General features: G+C 69.1%; 10 protein-coding genes. 7 read left to right on the forward strand and 3 right to left on the reverse strand.

The window, feature by feature from the left end; genetic code table 11:
• Positions 1 to 5: 5 nt before the first annotated feature.
• Both Poly30_RS27735 and Poly30_RS27740 read right to left on the reverse strand, forming a co-directional pair.
• Positions 6 to 4616 carry a non-ribosomal peptide synthetase gene (locus Poly30_RS27735; protein ID WP_145205730.1) on the reverse strand — a complete coding sequence of 1537 codons (4611 nt, stop codon included), beginning with the start codon at positions 4614 to 4616 and terminating at the stop codon, positions 6 to 8.
• Positions 4609 to 10293 carry a non-ribosomal peptide synthetase gene (locus tag Poly30_RS27740; protein WP_145205733.1) on the reverse strand — a complete coding sequence of 1895 codons (5685 nt, stop codon included), beginning with the start codon at positions 10291 to 10293 and terminating at the stop codon, positions 4609 to 4611. Before Poly30_RS27740 ends, Poly30_RS27735 begins: the two co-directional genes overlap by 8 nt.
• Positions 10294 to 10402: 109 nt before the next feature.
• On the opposite strand from Poly30_RS27740, the gene Poly30_RS27745 reads away from it, so the two are divergent.
• The 4 genes from Poly30_RS27745 to Poly30_RS27760 are packed head-to-tail and all read left to right on the forward strand — an operon-like array spanning position 10403 to position 16326.
• Complete coding sequence (locus Poly30_RS27745; RefSeq protein ID WP_145205736.1) at positions 10403 to 13015, forward strand: condensation domain-containing protein; 2613 nt, start codon at positions 10403 to 10405, stop codon at positions 13013 to 13015.
• Positions 13012 to 13797 carry an ABC transporter permease gene (locus Poly30_RS27750; protein WP_145205739.1) on the forward strand — a complete coding sequence of 262 codons (786 nt, stop codon included), beginning with the start codon at positions 13012 to 13014 and terminating at the stop codon, positions 13795 to 13797. The genes Poly30_RS27745 and Poly30_RS27750 overlap by 4 nt, the downstream gene beginning before the upstream one ends.
• 1 nt (position 13798) lies before the next feature.
• On the forward strand, positions 13799 to 15070 hold the full coding sequence (locus Poly30_RS27755; RefSeq protein ID WP_145205742.1) for an ABC transporter ATP-binding protein: 1272 nt from the start codon (positions 13799 to 13801) through the stop codon (positions 15068 to 15070).
• A gap of 26 nt (positions 15071 to 15096) precedes the next feature.
• Positions 15097 to 16326 (forward strand): HupE/UreJ family protein, encoded by a 1230-nt coding sequence (locus tag Poly30_RS27760; RefSeq protein WP_145205744.1) that lies wholly within the window; start codon positions 15097 to 15099, stop codon positions 16324 to 16326.
• 11 nt (positions 16327 to 16337) lie between these two features.
• Here Poly30_RS27760 and Poly30_RS27765 read toward each other — a convergent pair whose 3' ends face one another.
• Entirely contained in the window at positions 16338 to 17084 is a 747-nt protein-coding gene (locus Poly30_RS27765; protein WP_419190752.1) for a 4'-phosphopantetheinyl transferase family protein, read from the reverse strand.
• Positions 17085 to 17102: 18 nt separating this feature from the next.
• Here Poly30_RS27765 and Poly30_RS27770 point away from each other — a divergent pair, with 18 nt between their 5' ends.
• Genes Poly30_RS27770 through Poly30_RS27780 form a run of 3 tightly spaced genes read left to right on the forward strand, consistent with a single transcriptional unit; the run spans position 17103 to position 20081 of the window.
• A complete protein-coding gene (locus tag Poly30_RS27770) occupies positions 17103 to 18248 on the forward strand; it encodes an acyl-CoA dehydrogenase family protein (protein ID WP_145205746.1) in 1146 nt (381 codons plus the stop codon).
• A 7-nt stretch (positions 18249 to 18255) separates the two neighbouring features.
• Positions 18256 to 19848 (forward strand): amino acid adenylation domain-containing protein, encoded by a 1593-nt coding sequence (locus Poly30_RS27775; RefSeq protein WP_145205748.1) that lies wholly within the window; start codon positions 18256 to 18258, stop codon positions 19846 to 19848.
• Positions 19845 to 20081 carry a phosphopantetheine-binding protein gene (locus Poly30_RS27780; protein WP_145205750.1) on the forward strand — a complete coding sequence of 79 codons (237 nt, stop codon included), beginning with the start codon at positions 19845 to 19847 and terminating at the stop codon, positions 20079 to 20081. The genes Poly30_RS27775 and Poly30_RS27780 overlap by 4 nt, the downstream gene beginning before the upstream one ends.
• Positions 20082 to 20109 lie beyond the last annotated feature (28 nt).

Here is a 20109-nt window from a genome sequence, read left to right on the forward strand (position 1 = left end):
CACCGCTAGCCTCCCCCGAGCAGCCTGGCGATTCGATCGAGTTCCGCCTGGTCCACGCCCGCGAGCGGGAAGTCCGAGGGTGTGAACGCACCCGCCTCGGGATCCTGACAGTGGTGGATCAGGCCGCGCAGCTCCTCCAGGAATCGATCGTTGAGCGCCTCGATCTGCGCGGCGCCGTGGCACTCGTCGCTGAAGCTCCAGCGGAGGTGCAGAGAGCTGTCCTCGATCCAGGCGTTCAGCTCCAGCGGATACGCCCGCCTTCCCGCCGTGCTGCGGGCAGAACCCGTCTGCGGATCCGCGATGGCGGCCATGGGCGAACCTGCGCCGTCACCGCTCCCGATCTGCCCCAGGTAGTTGAAGAGCAACCCACGCGCTCCGATCCCGGCGATCCGGCGCCGCAGCTCCGGATCCTCGGTCGTGTGCGCCAGGAGTCCGAACCCGAGCCCGTTCCCCGGCACGGCCCGCAGGCGTTCCTTCGTCGCCCGGATCGATGCACCGAGGGTCTCCGGTCCGGGAGCCGCGTCCTCCTCGAGGGCGAGTGGCCAGACGCTGGTCAACCATCCGACGGTGCTGGAGACATCGAGCTGAGCCGCCCCCGCGGCCTCTGCCTCGCGTCCGTGGCCCTCGATATCCACCACATGGCGCAGCGTCCCCGACCAGCGCGCGAGCGCCCGCGAAAGCGCCGCGAGCAGGATCTCACGGGGCCGCGTGCCGTACGCGTCGTGAATCCCTGTCGCCAGCGCCTCGGAGAGGTCCGGCTCCAGCGTGCTCAACAGCGCGCGCTCCGAGGCGACGGAGCCCGCATCCGACGCTTCTGTCGCTTCCCTGGCTTCCTGCGCGCGGCCGAGACCGAGCCAGTAGTCCGCCTCGGCCTTCAGCTCCTGCGAATCCGCGCGAGCCTTCAGCGCCTCGACCCAGTCGCGGTAGCTGGCGCCCGCGATCGAATCCGCCCTCGAAGCTGCGACCGGCTTCACGCCTGAGTCCCCGCGGATCTCGTCGACGAGAACGCTCCACGAAACCGCGTCCACGATCAGATGGTGCGCGACGAGGAGCAGACGCCACCCGCTCTCCGTCACGCAGATCCGCGCGCCGAAGAGTCGGCCCGCCTTCAGGTCGAAGCCCCGATGCGCCGCGTTGGCCTCCCTCAGCTCCAGAGCGTCTCGCTGCTCTTCCGGCACTCCACGCAGATCGACCGAAACGACGCTGGCTCGTCCCTCGGCCTCTTCGACGGAATCGACCCGCTGCAGCCAGCGATCACCGTCCCGTTCGAACCGCAGCCGCAGCGCGTCGTGGCGTTCCGGCAGCCTCCGCAGCGCGGCGGTCAGCCGCTCGACCACCTTCTCCGGCTCGCCGTCGTGCGACCCCCCGATCCGAATCGCCTGGTTCCAGTGATGGCGCTCGGGAAGATCCAGCGCAAAGAACCACGACTGCACCGGCGTCAGCGGAAGTCGGCCCGAGGCCGCGCCCGCGCTTCGCGCGGCACTCGCCGCGCTCTTCACGGAGACGCTCGCCGCGCGCGCCATGCCTTCGATCGTCGGGTCCGCCGCGAACTCCGCGAGTTCCACCGCGATGCCCGCCTTGTGCGCCCGTGCGACGAGCCTGATGCTCGTCAGCGAATCACCGCCAAGACCGTAGAAGTCCTGATCGACGGCGATGTCCTCGATCCCGAGAACCTCGCGCCAGATCATCAGCAGCCGGGCCTCGACGTCGTCCGTCGGCGGTCGACCGACCGAAGCGTCGACGGCGGGCGCCTCCAGGAGAACGTCCGCGGCACGAACGCCGAGCGCAGGGTGATCGACCTTGCCGCTCGGGGTCAGGGGAAACGAGTCGAGGGCCACGATCGCCCGCGGACGCATCGCCCCCGTGAGCTTCTCGGCGAGGCCTTCGGCATCGTGCTCCGCCCGCTCGGCTCCGGGTCCCGAAACGAAAGCCACCAGCTGCTTCTGGCCACCCGGACCGAGCGCCGCCACCACGACGGCCTCGCGGACGCCGGGTAGCGCCACGAGGGCCGCCTCGACCTCGCCAAGCTCGATGCGTTGCCCGCGGATCTTGACCTGGCGATCGACGCGGCCGAGGAACACGAGCCTGCCCTCCTCGTCCCAGCGCACGCGGTCACCGGTCCGATAGAGTCGCTCGGGCGCGCCTCTGGGGTCCAGCGGGGCCGACTCGACGAAGCGAGCGCTCGAAAGCTCCACGTCGCCTGTGTAGCCGCGGGCCAGCGTGGGGCCGCCGAGGTACAGCTCGCCGCTCACCCCGGTCGGCACCGGCTCGAGTCGCCCGTCGAGGACGTAGGTGCGCACCTCGCCGATGGGCGCGCCGATCGGCACCGGATCGACGGCGTCGGGGCGCGTGAGCTCCATGGCCGTGGCCCAGACGGTCGCCTCCGTGGGACCGTACTCGTTGACGAGCCGGGCGCGCCCGCGAGGATGCCCCAGATGACCACTCAGATGGGCACTGACAAGTGCCCCCGAGCACGCCTCGCCAGCAACGATGACCGTGGCCAGCGAGTCGAGGTCGCTGCCTTCCGCGGTCTCCAGCACCACCTCGTACAGGGAGGGAAGCAGCAGCGTATGGGTCACGCGCTCGGTCCGGATCAGCTGAACGATCCTTCGCGCGTCACGCTGTTCGCCGGGCACGGGAAGCACCAGCGCGCGGCCCGTGCAGAGCGTCCAGAAGAGCCCCGCCACCGAGCTGTCGAAGTGCAGCGGGGAGAGCAGCAGGAACCGCTCCGGCTCCTCACCGTAGAAGGCATCCCGCGCGGCCGTGGACCGGGCCAGCGCATCGCGGGTGATCTCGACTCCCTTCGGCGCGCCGGTCGTCCCGGAGGTGAACAGCACGTAGGCGAGCGAGGAGCCACCGGCGTGCCTGGGAGGGACGTCGCCCGCCCCTGCCGATGAGAGCTGCTCCGGCTCGATCCCGCCGATCCCGACCGTCATCCGCAGCGGCACCGCGCTCGCGATCGCCGCGACACGAGCCTCCGGCGCCTCCGGGTCGATCGGAACGTAGGCGGCCCCCAGCCACATCACGCCGAGGATCGTCGCCACGGCCTCGAGCCCGCGCGGCAGCCGCACGCCCACGAGATCCCCGGGTTTCACCCCGAGCCTCGAGAGACCCGCCGCGATCGCTTGCGTACGCCCGGCCAGCGCCCGGTAGGAAACGCTCCCGAGCGGCGCGCCAGGACAGCGCAGGGCAAGCGCCTCGGGTTCGCGATGGGCTGCGGCCGCGATCCTCTCCAAAACGTCGACTGCCGCCGTGAGAGCGGCCGGCCGACCTGAACGAGACCAGCGAACCAGGCGCTCGCGTTCGAAGGAAGGGAGTTCGACGAGTTCGGCCACAGGACGCTCCGGTCGAAGCGCGAAGCGCCCCAGCACGGACTCGACGAAGACCAGAAGCTCTCCCGCCACCTCTTCGCTCACCTTCCATCGGTCGCGCACGAGGATCAGCTCCAGATCCTCACCGGGGACCACGAGCAGCGCGAGCGGGTAGTGGCTGCGCTCCAGGTACCGCGCGCCTTCCACTCGAAGCGAGCGCTCCGCGGCCTCTTCCGCGACCGCATGGTTCTCCATCACCAGGAGGGTCTCGAAGAGCGGCGTTCCCTGCGGCACCTCGGACGCTCGCTGGATCGCGGCGAGCGACGTGGTCTCGTGGGGCTGCGCATCGAGCTGATCCCGCTGGAGCCGCGCGCACCACTCGCTCGCGGGGGCGCTCCAGTCGATCTTCGCGCGCACCGGGACCGTATGGATGAACATCCCGACGATCTCTTCGATCCCCGGGATCTCGGGCGGACGACCGGCCACCGTCGCCCCGAAGACGACGTCATCGGTACCGGAGAACCGCGAGAGAGTGAGCGCCCAGGCAGCGCGCAGGACGACGTTGAGCGTCACGCGGCTCGCGCGCGCCGCCTTCACCAGCGCGTCCGTGCCCTCGCGAGAGAGCCGCAGCGTGTGTTCCGCGTGACTCTGCGCACTACGTACGGAGTCGCGTGGAGCCGCCACCGCGAGGCGCGTGGGTTCGTCGAAGCCTGATAGATGCGCACGCCAGAACGCGAGCGCGTCCTCATCGGACCGCGTCGCCAGCCAGTCGACGAACGTCTCGTGCGAGGGCGCCGGCGCCTCGGGCGGCGTACCCTCGTAGCGCTGGAACACCTCGCGCAACACGACGCGCATGGACCACCCGTCGAGCGCGATGTGGTGGAACGTCCAGACGAGGCGATGCCGATGGCCGCCACCGGGGACGAGCGTCAGTCGCATGACCGGTGCGGCCTCCAGGGCCAGACCACGCCGCCGATCCACCTCCAGAAACAGATGGAGGGCTCGCCCCTCTTCGAGGAGCGCCGCGTCCTCGCGAATCTCCAGGGGCAGCTCGACCGTGCGCCGCACGACCTGGAGCGGATGCGGCCGCTTCTTCCAGGTGAAGAGCGCGCGCAGCGCCGGATGACGCGCCACGGTGTCGTCCCAGGCGCGGCGGAATCGCTCCACGTCGAGTTCCCCCACGAGAACCGCGGTGAACTGCTGGAGGTAGAGCCCGCTGGCCTCGTCCTGAACCGCGTGGAACAGGATGCCCTCCTGGGTCGAGGTCAGGCGATAGACGCTCTCGACGTTCGGTGCGCTAGCCATACTCCTCCATCAGATCGTCGAGGTCACCCTGGGAGAGGCCGAGGCCGGACCGGAGGCTGGCGCTGACGCCGGCCGGTGGCCCGTTCGGTGCCGGCGTGTCGCCCATGGCGAGGAGCGCCTCTTCCATCCGCGCCAGGAGGTCCTCCATGTCCGCCGAGGTCTCTGCGCTTTCACGAAAACGTACGGCCAATTCGAAGGCGCCCGAGGGCCCCTCGATCCCGTGGAGATCGAATCGGTGAGAGCGCCGGGCGTCGCCGGAGCGCACGAGCCGCACGCCGCGCACCGATCGCAGGCGTGCGCGCTCTCCCATGGGCACGAACGACACCGCCGCCCCGTGCGCGCCGAGGAAGTTGAACAGCGCGTCTGCGCCGCCACGGCCACCGCGATCGGTACCCGGGACTCTCATCGGAAAGAGGTAACCGAACGCTGCCTCCGCGCCGTCGATCCGTCGCCGATGCTCCCGAACGTCGTCGAGGGACTCCATCGGCGTGGCTGGCCTCGGCAGGGTGACCGGACTCAGCGCGGTGAACCAGCCCACGGTACGCGACACGTCGGGTGGCGGTTCGTGGATCGGCAGCTCGGCTCGACCGTGCGACTCCACGTCGATCGCGACGTGACTCGCCCCGTCAGGGCCAGGAAGAGCCCACGCGAAAGCGGCGAGCAGCGCATCACCCGCGCCGATCTCCCGCGCGCACGCGCTCGCGTCCGCTGACAGCACGCGCCTGATCTCCAGCTCTTCCCGGACGAGCCCGTGATCGACAGCCGGCCCCTTCCCGGGGTCGATCCAGCGGCTGGCCAGGGGTTCGAACGCCCCCGCACGGTCCGCGTCACGCAGGTACCTCGACCAGCTGCGCCACGGAGCGGTCTTCGCCGGCAGCGTGGCCGCCACGCCCCGAAGCGCCGCGTCGTACGCCGCGTCGAGATCCGTGAGAAGCGGCTCCCAGGAGACGGCGTCCATCACGAGGTGATGAACGGCGAGGATCAGCCGTTCTGGCTCGCCCGCGGCCGCTCTGACGATCGATGCGGCCAGAAGCCTGCCGGTCGCGAGATCGAAGCTGCGGTGCAGCGCTGCTTCGAGTTCGACGAGGTCGCCGCCGTTCCCGTGGACCTCCAGCCAGGGCGGCCCGGCCGCGCCGGGATGCAGCACTTCCTGGAGCCACTCCCCGGGCCTCCCGCCACGCGCGGCGACGAACTGCGTACGCAGCGCATCGTGATGATCGGCAACGACGGCGAGTGCTTCCCGAAGGGCCTCGGCGTCGATGGGGGAGTCCTCTGCGCTCGCGAGAACGATCGACATCCCGAACATCCCGGGATCGGCCGCGTGGGTGCGCAGTCCGAAGGCCTGCATCGGTGTCAGCGGAACCTCGCCGAGCGGCGTGTCCTGGCGGGCGTTCCCTTCGGCTCCATCGCCCCGGGAGGCGCGTGCCACCAGGGCCAGGCCCGCGATCGTCGGGTGGGTGAAGACGTCCCGCGGTGCGATCGCCCAGCCCGCGGCGCGCGCGCGGGCGACCATCTGGATGCCCAGGATGGAGTCGCCGCCGAGTTCCAGGAAGTGATCGTGGACGCCCACTTTCTCCACGTGCAGCACGCCGCTCCAAATCTCGGCCAGCGTCTTCTCCAGATCGGTCCTGGGAGCCACGTGCCCCGCGCGGTCCGCGCCCACCCGAGCGCCCTCCGCGAGCGCCGGCAGCTTCGCGCGATCGACCTTGCCCGCCGCCGTCATCGGAAGCGCGTCGAGCGCCACGAACACCTGGGGGATCATCGACTCGGGAAGCACGTTCGCGAGCCCGGAGCGCAGTGCGCCCGTGGAATCGGCCCCCTGCCCTGCGGTCGGCACATAGTACGCCACCAGCCTCCGCTCGTCGGTGAGCCCGCCGCCCGTCCGATCCGCACCGATCTCGCGAAGGATACGCTGGACGCGCTCCTCGTCGATATCGTCGTCCAGTTCGTCGAGGCACTCGTCCCGAGTCTTGTGCCCGAGTCGCACGTCCCAGCTGTAGGGCAGCGCGTAGTTGTGGAAGCCGCGCTCGCGCTTGTGCACCGCGATCCCCACGTCGTTGATCAGACAGTTCGTCGAGCGCCCGGTGTCCTCGGGACGGCGCCACGCCGCGCGCTCGGCGATGAAGCCGAGCACCTCGGAGAGCGGAACGTCCCAGTAGCGATAGAAGTCGACGAACTCGATCTCCTCGAAGACCTCGTCGCCCTCGAAGGCCGACACGTCGAGGTGGCGAGCGACGGCGTCGTCCACGCGGTGATAGGTCTTGCGCGCGTCGATGACGAAGCGCTCGACGTCCGCGGGGTCGACGATCCCCGAGCGGAAGATCGGCGCGAGTCGCGTCTCGAAGATCTGTCCACGGGAGAGGCCCGTGACGATCGTCCGGATGCCCCGGGAACGTGCGAGGTTCGTCGCCAGCGTGTAGATCGTCTTGAAGCAGCCCTGGCAGACGTTGCTGAAGCGATCCAGGCTGTCGCTGAAGATCGCGTTCATGGAGCTGTTCGAACCCGTTCCCTGGAAGACGAGTTCCAGTCCGAGGTGTTCGACGACGCGACGGATGTTGGCCTTGGCGCCCTCGGCGATGTAGCCGTTGTCGAGGCTGAAGACCAGCGGACGATAGCCCAGTTCGACGAGCTGGTAGAGCGCGTAGGTGCTGTCCTTGCCGCCGCTGAGCAGCGCGAGACAGTCGAACTCCGAGCCGTTTCTCCGGGCGAGCGCGCGCCCCCGATCGAGCCGCTCGCGCAGCTCCGCCTCCGAGCGAAAGTAGCTCTGCGCCGCCTCGCGATAGGTGTCGAACTCGAGGCAGACGGCGCAAATGCCCTCCGGACTCTCGGCGATCCGCGCCTCCGGATGATTGGACGCCAGCCCACACCGCACGCAGTGCGTGACGCCGCTCCACCGCGGATCGCCCTCGAGCTGCAGGGCCGTGCGATCGGTGCCGCGGCTCTCGGACTCCGCCGCCGTCACCACGCACGCTTCGACCCCTGGCAGGGCCAGCAGGGCCGCCTCGACCTCGCCGAGTTCGATGCGCACGCCCCGGATCTTGACCTGGTCGTCGCGGCGACCGAGGAAGGTCAGCGCGCCGCTGGCCGGGCTGATGCGGACGAGGTCGCCCGTTCGATACACGAGGTCGCCGTTCCCGAGCACGGGGTCCGGGACGAAGCGCGCCGCCGTCGCCTCCGGATCACCGAGGTAGCCGCTGGCGAGTCCGTCGCCGCCGATCAGAAGCTCGCCAGCCACGCCGTCCGGCACGGGCTGGTCCAGTCGGTTCACGACGTGCAGGCGGACGCCGTCGATCGGAAGGCCGATCGGAACCGACTCCCCGGCCGTGTCCTCCAGGTCGAAGCGCTGGATCATGCAGCCCACCGTCGCCTCCGTGGGCCCGTACTCGTTGTACAGCGCCACGCTGGCCCCGAGTTCGTCCTGGACGCGGCGCGCCAGCGCGCGCTTCAGGTCCTCTCCGCCGATGACGAGGGCCCGAAGGCGCGAGGCCGTGATCGGCCCGCGCTGGACCAGCAACGCGAGGTGCGCCGGCGTCAGCTTGACGACGTCGCAGCGATCCTCGTCGATCACGTCGAAGACGGTGAGGTCGCGCTCGTCCTCGGACTCCGGGTAGATCTCGACCGTGCCGCCCGAGGCCAGGGGCACGAAGATCGACGTCACCGAGAGGTCGACCGAAGGCGGCGAGAAGAACGGGAACGTCGTCGGCTGGCCGTCGGTGTAGCGGGCGAGCGCAAAGCGCAGGTAGTGGTCGAGCGCTCCGTAGGAGATCTCGACGCCCTTCGGCACGCCGGTCGAGCCGGAGGTGAAGATGACGTAGGCGCGGTCGGACGGTTCGGGTGCGACCTCCGCGAGCGTCTCCTCTCCCTCGTTGGGCTCGGAGTAGAGATCCGGCAGCAGAACGGCCTCGGATCCAGCGAACGTCAGCTTCTGCGATGAATCGAGCACGGTCAGCCGCGGTCGCGCGCGCTCCAGCGTCTGCCGAAGCCGTGCGCCGGGAAGCTTCGCGTCGAGCGGCAGGTAGGCCGCGCCCAGTCGAAGCGCGGCGAGCATCAGCGCCAGCAGTTCGTGCGAACGCGAGAGACTGAGGCCGACCAGGTCGCCGCGCCGAACGCCGCGAGCCGCGAGCGCCGCCGCGAAGCCCGTCGCGAGGGCATCGAGTTCGGTGTAGGTCCACGTGCGCTCACCGAAGCGCAGGGCCACCGCATCCGGATGGGCGCGCATGGCTCGGCCGATCCGTTCGATCGCGGACGCGGCCGGCGCGGCTGCTGCCACGCGGTCGAGTCGCTCGGCGCGCGCACGAACCTCCGCGCTCCCCAGTAGCTCGACGCTGTCCACCGGACATCCCGTGTTCTCCAGCAGGGCATCGAGAAGCACGGTGAAATGCCGGACGATCGCCGCGCGCTCCGACGCCCCGAAGACGTCGCAGTGAACGTCGAAATCGAGGACGAACTCGCCGCTCCCGTCGAAGTCGTGGACCTGGAGGCGAAGCGCGTGCTCGGGATCGCCGTGGCCGGGATGAAGCCACTCGGTTTCGACCGGACGACCGGCGAACCCGCGCTCGAACGAGGCCGGGATGTAGTTGAGCACGGCCTCCGCGCCCGGCACGGCGGGCACGCGACCGCTGATTCCCGGGAGCGCGTGTGCGACGAGTCCGCGCATGGCGACCTGCACGCGCTGCGCAAGGTCCGCGAAGGTGTCCGTGGGCTCGGGCGCGATCATCAGCGGCAGCACCTCGATGAACACGCCCAGCGTTTCCTTGAAGGCGCGGGTGGAGCGGTTGTGGACCGGCGCGAGCAGCGCTAGCCCAGGGGCGTCCTCGCCGATCCTTCGAAGGAGCGCGAAGAGCGCCACGGCGAAGACCTGGAAGCGAGAGAGGTCCTCGGTCAGGGCGCGAAACGGGGGCGTCACCCCGAGTTCGCGCACCCGCCGCGAGCGATCGGCGCCGAGCCGAAGAGAGATCCGCTCGGTCCGCGTGGATCGACGCTGCGAGCCGCCGCGGTGACCGTAGAGCGAAGCCGATCCGCCCTCGAAGCCGCTCGTCGCGGCCCGCCAGTAGGCGTCCGCGCGCTCGAACGATGCGGTGGCCGAGGCCTTCCGCTCGAACGCGAGGTAGTCCCGATAGTCGCGCTCGGGACGGGTCGGAGGCGCTTCGCCCTGCTCCAGCGCCGAGTAGATCTCCGAGAGATAGCGGAAGCCGAGCGCGGTGGACCAGGCGTCACTGATGACGTGATGCTGCGCGAAGTACCAGACGTGATCTTCGGCCCCGAGGACGACGAGTACCGCCTCTACGAGCGGCGCCTCGCGTTGGAATGGACGAGCCACTCGCTCCTCGCGCCACCGGCGCCACCCACGTTCCCGGTCGGCGAGACCGTCGCCGTCAGCCTGCACGATCTCCAGGTCGCTTCCGACCTGATCCGTGCGACAGACCGTCACTCCGACCTGGTCCGTTTCGATGCGCGTATGCAGCGCTCCATGGCTCGCCACCAGCTGCGCGTAGGCGCGTCGAAAGAGCGCAGGATCGAGCGGGCCGCGGATGCGGAACGCGAGCGCCATGCGGTAGAGCGGCGCATCCCCTGCCAGCTCTTGCCCTGCCCAGATCCGCGACTGCACGCTCCCCGCCACGAACCGTGAGGCAACGTTCGTCGGAGCAGCAGGTGGGGACCCGGGGACGGATGGCATGTGGCGAAAAGTGAGAGGCGGCGATCCCGCAAAGGTGCTCGGGACGAATTGAAGGCGAGGCAGTCGATGCGCGCGAGCAGGATCCGGCTAACGTGGCGCGTCCATTCCCATGGAGAACGTCGAAGACCTGATACCACTCACGCCGATGCAGCGCGTGATGCTGCTACGAGCGCTATCGACGGGTGGCCAGGAGGCGCTGTTCCAGCAATTCGTCTTCGAGATCCATGGCGTTCTCGACCCGGCTGCGTTCCTCGCGTCCTGGGCGAGCAGTGTCGAGTGCCACTCGAGTTTACGCACGGCCTTTCTCTGGCGAGGATTGAAGCAACCGCTTCAAGTGATCCGAAAGGAGGCGTCGATCCCATACCGCTACATCGACCATACGGAACGCGGTGGTGGCGCAGCCCAGAAGGACGCAGCCACGGCTGAGTTCCTGGAAGAAGATCGCGCGACGGGATTCGACCTCGGCGTGGCGCCGCTCATGCGCATCGCGCTGCTTCGATGGAGCGAGACCGAATGGACCTTCGTCTGGACGAGCCACCACCTCGTGCTCGATCGATGGTCGATCGCTCCGCTTCTCGACGATGTTTGGCGTTCGTACGACGCTGCCGTCGAGGGAGACGACGCCAGCCGCGGAGCGGGCGCTTCCATTCGCCGCAGCCGCTACCGCGATTACGTCGCCTGGGTGGAGAAGCAGGACGCGACGGCCGCCGAGACGTTCTGGGGCGAGCGACTCGCGGGCGTCGAGCATGCGACCCGGAGACTCACCCGACCGAGCTCCGAAGCAGCGACCGGACAGGCGGTCGCAAGCCACACGTTCCGGCTCGATCCTCTCGGGGCCGAGGCGCTGCGCGCGGCCGCTCGATCCTCGAACGTGACGCCGGGCGCGGTGCTCCAGGCCGCGTGGGCGCTGACGATGGCGAAGCTCAACGCCAGCGCGGACGTATGCTTCGGGCTGACCGTATCGGGCCGACCGCCCGGGGTGCCGGCGATCGAGCGGATGATCGGCTCGTTCATCGGCAACGTGCCGGTGCGCGTCCAGCTCGCCGCGGATCTGACGGCGCGCGGGCTCTGCCAGTCGCTGCTCCGCGAGGGGCAGTCGCGGATCCCGTTCGAGTACCTCGCGCCCACGGACTTCCATCGAATCGCCGAGCTGCCGGCGGGGGAGCCGCTCTTCGACTCGCTGGTGCTGTGGCTCAGCCGCGCAGAGTCCCGGGACCCCGGCGGGCTCACGGTCCGCGCCGTTCCGGGCGAGGCGGCCACGGCCTGGCCGCTCACGATCTCGGTACTCGAAGAGGGCGCCGAACTCGTGGTCGCCGTTCGGACCGCAGCCTCCACGTCCCTGCGTGACGAACACTCGCTGGCAGATCTCGGGAACGCGCTGGAGCACGGCATCGGCGTCCTCGTGCGGCTTCTCGGCGACGCCCCGCAGGCGCGACTTCGGGATCACTTCCCATGGGGGGAACCAGGTGGGGGGGACCACAGCGACGTGAGCGCTCCTGCTGCCGCGCGCCGCAGGGCCACACGCTTGCCTGCAGAGCCGACCGTCGACGCGGGTGGCCGCGAGTTCGATGACCCCGAGATGCTGCGGGACCTCCTCTACGAGGAGTGCCAGGCCCTGCTGCCGACGGACGCGAGGATCGACCCGAAGCAGGGATTCTTCGAGCAGGGCGGGACCTCGATGCTGGCCGCCCAGCTGCACGCGAGGCTGGAAGCGCTCACCGGACGCGCGCTCCCGATGCTGGAGCTGTTCGAGGCGCCGACGCTGGAGGCGATGGCGAAGGAGCTCGCCTCGAAGCCGTGGCCGCTGCTCGGCGGCGTTCTGCGCGCCGTTCGCAGGGACGGAAGCCGTCCGCCGCTCTTCTGCGTTTCCTCTCCGGAAGTCAATTCCCTCGGCTACGTGACGCTGAGTCGCCATCTCGACGACGATCAGCCCGTCTATCTGGCCCAGGGGCGACCGAGCGGCGCCGACGCCGTGTTCCGCATGGCCGTGTCCGACATCCCGCGGCTCGCGCGCGACTCGGTCGACGCCATTCAGAAGCAGTTCCCCGACGGTCCGTATCGGCTCTTCGGGATGTGCGACGGCGCGCTCGTCGCCTTCGAGATGGCGCGGCTCCTGGAGGAGCGCGGCGCGGACGTGGAGTTCCTCTGCCTGCTGAACACCTACGCGCTGGGCACGCTGTCGCGGCGCTACAAGGTCAAGCGGGCCGTCACCCGCGCCGACTACTACCGACGCCGCTTCCGGGAGAAGCTGGTCAAGAAGCTCGAGCCGAAGGTTTCCCCGGCGCGCCGCGTCGACGCTGCCAGCACCCCGAACAGCGCGCCGAAGAGCGTGTCGGAAAGCACATCGATCGAGGCAAGCGCCGCCGGGCCCACGCTCGCCGACAGGCTCGCCAGGATCAACGGGGAGTGGTTCGAGTTCGACACGCCGCGGCATCTGCCGAAGCAGCCCACGTTCCAGGGCCGCATCACGGTCCTGCGGAACACGGCCCAGCCGTACTGGCGCATCCGTGACGAGGCGCTCGGATGGCGCGCGTACTCCAGCGATGTCGAAGTGCTGGACCTCCAGGCGGAGCGGGAAGCGGTCCAGGGCCCGGAGCGCCGCGGCCAGCAGGACGCCCACATGGCGCTCCTGCGCGAGCCAGACATCCAGCAGGTCGCGCGCGCGCTGAACGAGCGCCTGCGCGCTCTCGACCGCGCGGAGCGCAGCGAGGTGGAAGCGTGAACCTCTCCCGACTCCAGGAGCTATTCCAGAGCCGCGAGCTCCTGTACTTCCTCACGTGGCGCGACGTGAAGATTCGCTACAAGCAGACGCTCCTCGGCGCCACGTGGGCCGTCCTTCAGCCGCTCATCACCATGGTGGTGTTCACGGTCTTCTTCGGGCGCCTCGCGAACATCCCCACGGGCGGCATGCCGGGGCCGATCTTCTACTACCTCGCGCTCTTGCCGTGGACGTTCTTCGCCGCGGGCATCACGAACGCGGGCAACAGCCTGATCACGAACACCGACCTGCTCACCAAGGTCTATTTCCCGCGCGCAATTCTTCCTGCGTCGACCATCCTCGCGGGGCTCGTGGACCTCGCCATTGCCTCCGCGCTCATGGGCGTGCTCCTGCCCTGGTACGGCGTGACGCCGGACCTCGAGGCGTTCGCCTGGCCGCTGGCGATTCTCGTGCTCATCATCCTGACGCTCGGCGCCGGCATGCTGATCGCCGCCGTCAACGTGATGTACCGCGACGTCAAGTATGCGCTGCCCTTCGTGGTGCAGCTGCTGCTCTTCGTCAGCCCGGTCATCTACCCCACGGAGAAGATCCCCGACGGGTATCGCTGGCTGATGCTCATCAACCCGCTGTCGGGGATCATCGAAACCTCGCGCTCGGCGATCGTCCCAGGCCGTGCGATCGACTGGCAGCACTTCGGGATCTCCGCGCTGATCGCCTGCGTCGTGTTCTTCGTCGGCTCCACCTACTTCTACCGCGTCCAGAGGCGCTTTGCGGACCTCGTCTGACATGACGGAAGCGACAGACCAGCACGCGATCCGCCTCACGGCCGTCTCCAAGGAGTACCGCATCGGCGCCTCCCAGGGCGAAGGCATGCTGCGCGATGCGCTCGTCGGCGGCGCGAAGCGTCTCCTCGGCCGCGGTCCCGCGAAGGCGGAGCCCAAGACCGTGTGGGCGCTGAAGGACGTGAGCCTCGAGGTCGCGAAGGACGAGGTCGTGGGCGTCATCGGGCGCAACGGATCCGGCAAGACGACGCTGCTCAAGCTGCTCTCGAAGATCACCTACCCGACGTCCGGCGAGATCGACGTACGGGGCCGCGTGGCCTCGCTCGTCGAGGTCGGGACCGGCTTCCACAACGAACTCTCGGGGCGCGACAACATCTACCTGAACGGCTCCATCCTGGGGCTGAAGCGCCGCGAGATCGCCGAGCACTTCGACGCGATCGTCGAGTACTCGGGCGTCGGGAGCTTCCTCGACACGCCCATCAAGCGCTACTCCACGGGCATGCGGCTCCGCCTCGGCTTCGCCGTCGCAGCGCACCTCTTCCCGGACGTCCTCCTCGTGGACGAGGTGCTCGCGGTCGGCGACGCGGAGTTCCAGGCCAAGTGCCTCGCGACCCTGAGCGAGGTCGGCCGCCGCGGGCACGCGGTGCTGTTCGTCTCCCACAACCTGGAGGCGATCGAGAGCATCTGCTCGCGCACGATCTGGATCGACCGGGGCGTGCTCCGGATGGACGGGCCGTCGCGCGAGGTCATCGCCGCGTATCTCAAGGAAACCGCCCAGGCGAACACCGCCGTGATCGATCTTTCGCAGTCGGAAGGGCGACCCGGCACCGGCGAAGCGCGCTTCCGGTCCATGGAGTTCCTCGCGGCCGACGGGAGCCCGCTGGAGGTCATTCGTACGGCGGACGAGGTCACGGTTCGGTTCCACTTCGAGGCCCACGAGGAGATCCAGAGCCCCTACGTCGGCCTCTCCATGTTCACGGAGTTCGGGACCCTCGTGACGCACCCGAACACGTGGAGCGCGGGCCTCGAACTCGGCCGCGTGGCGCCGGGCCAGCACACCCTGGATCTCCACATCCGGCGCGTACCGCTGATGCCTGGCCGCTACCCGCTGACGCTCTGGATGAATCGCCACTCCGACTCCGAGTCCATCGACTGGTTGGAACAGTGCGCCACGCTCACCGTCCACTCCCCCGGCAAGACCGTCTTCGAGCGCTCGCTGCCGCGGCGAACGGGCGCAGTGCTCCTCGACGCAGAGTGGCGCAGTGCGCCCTCCTGAAGTCCCCCTCTCGACCCCTCCTCCCCATGCTCCGATCGATCCATCGCCGCCTGGTCCTTCTGTCGCTCCTCGCGCTGGCGCTCCTGGGCTCCAGCGCTCGGCTGAGCGCGGCCACGACCGCTGCGGTTCACGCCTTCAACCAGAGCTACACCTACCTCCGCGTCGACCAGGGAGGCATCGAAGGACGCATCGAGGTCAACATCAGCGACCTCAACCGCGCGCTCGGCACGGGCCTTCCGGAAGACGGCACCGCCACCGAAGCGGACGTCGACCCGCTCCGGGAACGGATCGAAGCCTATCTCTACGCGCGCATCGGCCATCGGATCGGCGGCGAGGACATAGAACTCGCGCCCAAGGGCTACAGGATCTACACGGCCGCAGGGAACCAGTACGTCTCGTGCCTCTACGACCTCGTCGGGGTGGAGGGGATCCCCGACGCGATCGAAGTCACCCACGACGTGATGTTCGAGGTCGATCCCGAGCACCGCGGATTCCTCGTGATCGAGCACTTCTTCCGCCAGGGCACGTTCATGAACGAAGGCGGCGTCTCGCTGATCTTCGAGCCCGATGAATCGACCCAGACCCTCGACCTCACGGGAGGGTCGCGCTGGCAGGGCATCCGGGCCATCGTGAAGCTCGGGATCCATCACATCCTGATCGGCATCGACCACATCCTCTTCCTCTTCGTGCTGCTCCTTCCCTCGGTCCTGAGGCGCCGCGAGGAAGGGGAGTGGGAGCCGCAGGAGAGCTTCAAGGCGGCGCTCTGGCAGGTCCTGAAGATCGTGACCGTGTTCACGCTGGCCCACTCGGTGACGCTCAGTCTCGCCGCGCTCAACATCGTCACGCTGCCCTCGCGCGTGGTCGAGTCGATCATCGCCATCTCGATCGCCGTCGCGGCGCTCGACGTCTTCTTCCCGATCTTCCACCGCAGGATCCTGCTGATCGTCCTGCTGTTCGGGTTCTTCCACGGCTTCGGGTTCGCCAACGTCCTCGGGGAGATGGGCATCACCGGCGGGGACATGGCGCTTTCGCTCTTCGGGTTCAACGTGGGCGTCGAGATCGGGCAGATGCTGATCGTGGTGCTCGTCTTCCCGATCCTCTTCATGATGCGGCTCTCGCTCCTGTACACGCGCTTCGCGGTGTACCTCGGCGCCTTCCTCTGCGGCTTCGTCTCGATCTACTGGTTCATCGAGCGCGCGTTCGACGTCGATCTGACCCTCGGGGAGACGCTCGGGCCGATCCTGAAGATGTTCTGATGCGAGGCGTCTCAGCGAGCCGACTGCGCCAGCGTCGCGAGGTCCACGTGGGTCACGTGGATCTCGGGGCCCCCTCCGTCCACGCGTCCGGCGGTGACGCCGAGAGCGTGCGTCGGCTCGCCGAGCCGCTGCAGGTGGACCTTCCAGTCCGCGGGCGCGTCGGCGTCCGCGCGCGGCGTTTCGGAGAGGCTGGCGCGGGAGCGGCGGTGGAAGGCGAAGCTGATCTCTTTCAGCGGCAGCCGCAGGCCGAGACCGCGCGCCTTGATGTAGGACTCCTTGAGGGCCCAGATCGAAAAGAAGCGCTCCGCCTGCTGGTGGGTCGCGAGAGCGTCGAGGGTTTCGCTTTCCAGCGGACTGAGCACGCGCTCGCGCAGCTCCTCGGCCACCTCGCGCGTGCCGATGGCTTCGACGTCGACGCCGACCTCGGCCCCGACCAGCGTCGCCGCGGCGACGAGACCGCGCGTGTGGGAGAGGTTGAAGCGCAGCTCCGAGGGGAAGCTGAGTTCGGGCTTGCCGAACTCGGCGGTCCGAAAGCTCCACGCCGACGGAAGGATGTGCGGCTTGGCCCCGGAGAGAGCCAGGCGCGTGAGAGCATGGGCGGAGGCGAAGCTGTTCGCGTCTCGCTCGAAACGAAAGCGCGTGAGACGGTGGCGCTCGTCTGCGTCCAGAAGATGCAGCACCCGGGCGGCGGGAATCGGCTCCGCCGTCCAGACGTGAGCGACTCCGCGCTCCATCGTTTTCGTTTCCGGATCCCGCATGGGGAAGAAGCATAGGGCATGGACTTCAGCTGGACAGAGGAACAGAACGCGCTCGTCGAAGACGCCAGGCGCTTTGCACGCGAAGAACTCGGGGGCGACGTCGTTGCGAGGGACGCGGCCGGGACCTTCGACCGCACGCTGTGGAAGCGGGCGGCGGAGTACGGCGTGCTGGGCTGGGCCGTGCCGAAGGAGCACGGTGGCTCGGGGCATGACCTCGTCACTGCGGTGCGCCTCCTGGAAGCGCTGGGTGAGGGCTGCCGCGACAACGGGCTGACGTTCGGCCTCGGGGCGCAGATGTGGGGCGTACAGACCGCGCTGCTGCACTTCGGGACACCGGAGCAGATCGAGCGCTTCCTGCCGCCGTCGCTGGCGGGCGACTCCTTGACGGCCTACTGCATGACCGAAGAAGGCAGCGGCTCGGACGCGTTCGGGCTGGCGGCCACGGCGGTTCGCGAAGGCGGCGAGTACGTCTTGAACGCGGACAAGGTGCTCATCACGTTCGGGCCGGTGGCGGACGCTGCCATCGTCTTCGCGAAGACGAATCCGGACGCGGGCCGGTGGGGGATCTCGGCGTTCCTCGTGGACGCGAGCGCTCCCGGCTACACGGCCCATCCGGTCGAGGCGAAGATGGGCCTGCGGACGGTGCCCTTCGGGCGCGTGACGCTGGAGGACGTGCGTGTTCCCGCCGATCAGCTCCTGGGCAAGGAAGGCGCGGGCGCGAGCCTCTTCACCTTCAGCCAGGGCTGGGAGCGCAGCCTCGTGCTCGCGCCGCAGCTCGGCGCAATGCAGCGCCAGATCGACGAGTGCGTGAAGTTCGCGCGGACCCGCAAGCGCGCGGGCACGAGCATCGGCAAGCACCAGGCCGTCAGTCACCGCATCGCCGACATGAAGCTGCGGCTGGAGACCGGCAGGCTGCTGCTCTACAAGACGGCGTGGCTCCAGCAGAAGGGCCTCCCGAACCTGATGGAAGCGGCGCTCACGAAGACCTACCTAGGCGAGTGCTTCCGCGACTCCGCGCTGGCGGCGATCGCGATCCACGGCGGCGACGGCTACCGGACGAAAGCCGGGATCGAGCGCGACCTGCGCGACGCGATCGGCGGGCTGATCTACGGCGGGACGACCGACATCCAGCGGAACATCGTGGCGGGTCTCCTGGGCCTTTGAGGGCGGCATGCTGATGCACACGGGATTCCTGATCCACTCGGCGGTCGAGGCGTGGGCGCGTGAGACGCCGGACGCGCCGGCCATGGTCTTCGGCGGTGAAACGCAGACCTACGCGGAGCTACTTGCGGCGAGCCAGCGACTGGCCGCCGCGCTGCTCGAGAACGGACTGCAGCGCTCGGACCGCGTGGGGGTGTTCCTGCGCAAGGGGCTGGACCTCGGCCCCGCGATCTACGGCGCGTTGCTGGCGGGCGGCGCGTTCGTGCCGCTGGATCCGGCGGTTCCGGTGGAGCGGCTGGAGTTCATGCTGCGCGACGGCGGCATCCGCCACGTCGTGACGAGCGGGGCGATGCGGCCGACGCTCGCCAGGCTGGCCGAGCGCATGGGAGATACGACGGAGGCGCCGATCCTCTACGGGGTCGACTCCGTGGACGGCATGGTGACCGTATCCAGCGCCGAAATCGCGGCCCGTGACGCGCGTGACCCTGGCGTCTGGATCACCGACCAGGACCTCGCGTACCTCATGTACACGTCGGGCTCCACGGGCGAGCCCAAGGCGATGATGCACAGCCACCGCGGCAGCCTCAGCTACGCGAGGTGGGGGCTCCAGCACGTCAGGCTCACCCCTGAGGACCGCGTCGCGAGCCATGCGCCGCTGCACTTCGACCTCTCGATCTTCGACTTCTTCTCGACGGCCCAGGCGGGCGGCGCCGTGGTACTGGTCCCCGAGGCGGTCACCAAGTTCCCTGCGAGCTGGACCGAACTCGTCGAGAAGGAGCGCATCAGCGTCGTGTTCACGGTCCCCTTCACGCTGATCGAGATGCTGGAGCGAGGCGCGCTGGACCAGCGCGATCTCTCGGGGCTGCGCTGGGTCCTCTTCGGCGGCGAACCCTTCCCGCCCAAGCACCTGCGCGCGCTGATGGAGCGCCTGCCCCACGTGCGCTTCACGAACGTCTACGGTCCGGCGGAGGCGCCGTCGTGCACCTGCCACGACGTGGAGCCGATCGCCGAGGGCGACGACACGCCGATCTCGATCGGCACCGTTTCCGTCGGTTCCGATGACCTGATTCTCGACGAGTCGGATGAGCCGATCACGGACGGCGCGCCGGGGGAGCTCTGTATCCGCAGCACCACCCTGACGCTGGGCTACTGGAACCGACCGGATCTGAACGAGCGCGTCTTCCACAGACGCCCGTCCTTCGGCCCGTTCCCGGACGTGTACTTCCGCACGGGCGACCTGGTGCAGCGCGGCGAAGACGGCCGCCTGAGCTTCCTCGGTCGCAAGGACCGGATGATCAAGACGCGCGGCCACCGGGTCGAGCTGGACGAGGTGGAGAGCGCGCTCGCGTCGCACCCCGCCGTGCAAGAGGCGGCGGCCTACACCGAGGCCGACGGCGTGGGCAGCCGCTCGATCCTGGCCGCCGTGACGCTCGCGAATCCCGACGACGCCGCCATCACCCCAGCGACCCTCCGCCACCATGCGCGGGCCAAGCTGCCTCCCTATGCTGTCCCGCGAGAGATCGCGATCGTGGCGGAGTTCCCGCGCACGACGAGCGGAAAGATCGATCGCCGCGCCCTCGAAACCGACGTCCCCACGCCATGAGCCTCGAAGAGATCCGCCAGTACATCCAGCTCGAACTCCTGCTCGACGAGACCGCCGTCATCGAGGACGACGAGGACCTTCTGCTGTCGGAAACCCTGGACTCCCTGAGCGTGACGCGCCTCGTCCAGCACTTGGAGTCGACTCTTCGCGTGAGCATCCCCCCGGAGGACGTGACGCTGGAAAACTTCCAGTCCCTGAACGCGATCCACGCGTACCTCGGATCACGTGAGTAGCGGCGGGCCCCACTTCGTCTATTCTGCT

The sequence above is a fragment of the Saltatorellus ferox genome, assembly GCA_007751475.1.
Classification (GTDB): Bacteria; Planctomycetota; UBA1135; order UBA1135.

What these genes read in the sequence shown, in the direction of transcription:
- Poly30_RS27735 (WP_145205730.1), bottom strand. Translation starts at nt 4,616, where the DNA reads ATGGCTAGCGCACCGAACGTCGAGAGCGTCTATCGCCTGACCTCGACC.
- Poly30_RS27740 (WP_145205733.1), bottom strand. Translation starts at nt 10,293, where the DNA reads ATGCCATCCGTCCCCGGGTCCCCACCTGCTGCTCCGACGAACGTTGCC.
- Poly30_RS27745 (WP_145205736.1), top strand. Translation starts at nt 10,403, where the DNA reads ATGGAGAACGTCGAAGACCTGATACCACTCACGCCGATGCAGCGCGTG.
- Poly30_RS27755 (WP_145205742.1), top strand. Translation starts at nt 13,799, where the DNA reads ATGACGGAAGCGACAGACCAGCACGCGATCCGCCTCACGGCCGTCTCC.
- Poly30_RS27760 (WP_145205744.1), top strand. Translation starts at nt 15,097, where the DNA reads ATGCTCCGATCGATCCATCGCCGCCTGGTCCTTCTGTCGCTCCTCGCG.
- Poly30_RS27765 (WP_419190752.1), bottom strand. Translation starts at nt 17,084, where the DNA reads ATGCGGGATCCGGAAACGAAAACGATGGAGCGCGGAGTCGCTCACGTC.
- Poly30_RS27770 (WP_145205746.1), top strand. Translation starts at nt 17,103, where the DNA reads ATGGACTTCAGCTGGACAGAGGAACAGAACGCGCTCGTCGAAGACGCC.
- Poly30_RS27775 (WP_145205748.1), top strand. Translation starts at nt 18,256, where the DNA reads ATGCTGATGCACACGGGATTCCTGATCCACTCGGCGGTCGAGGCGTGG.
- Poly30_RS27780 (WP_145205750.1), top strand. Translation starts at nt 19,845, where the DNA reads ATGAGCCTCGAAGAGATCCGCCAGTACATCCAGCTCGAACTCCTGCTC.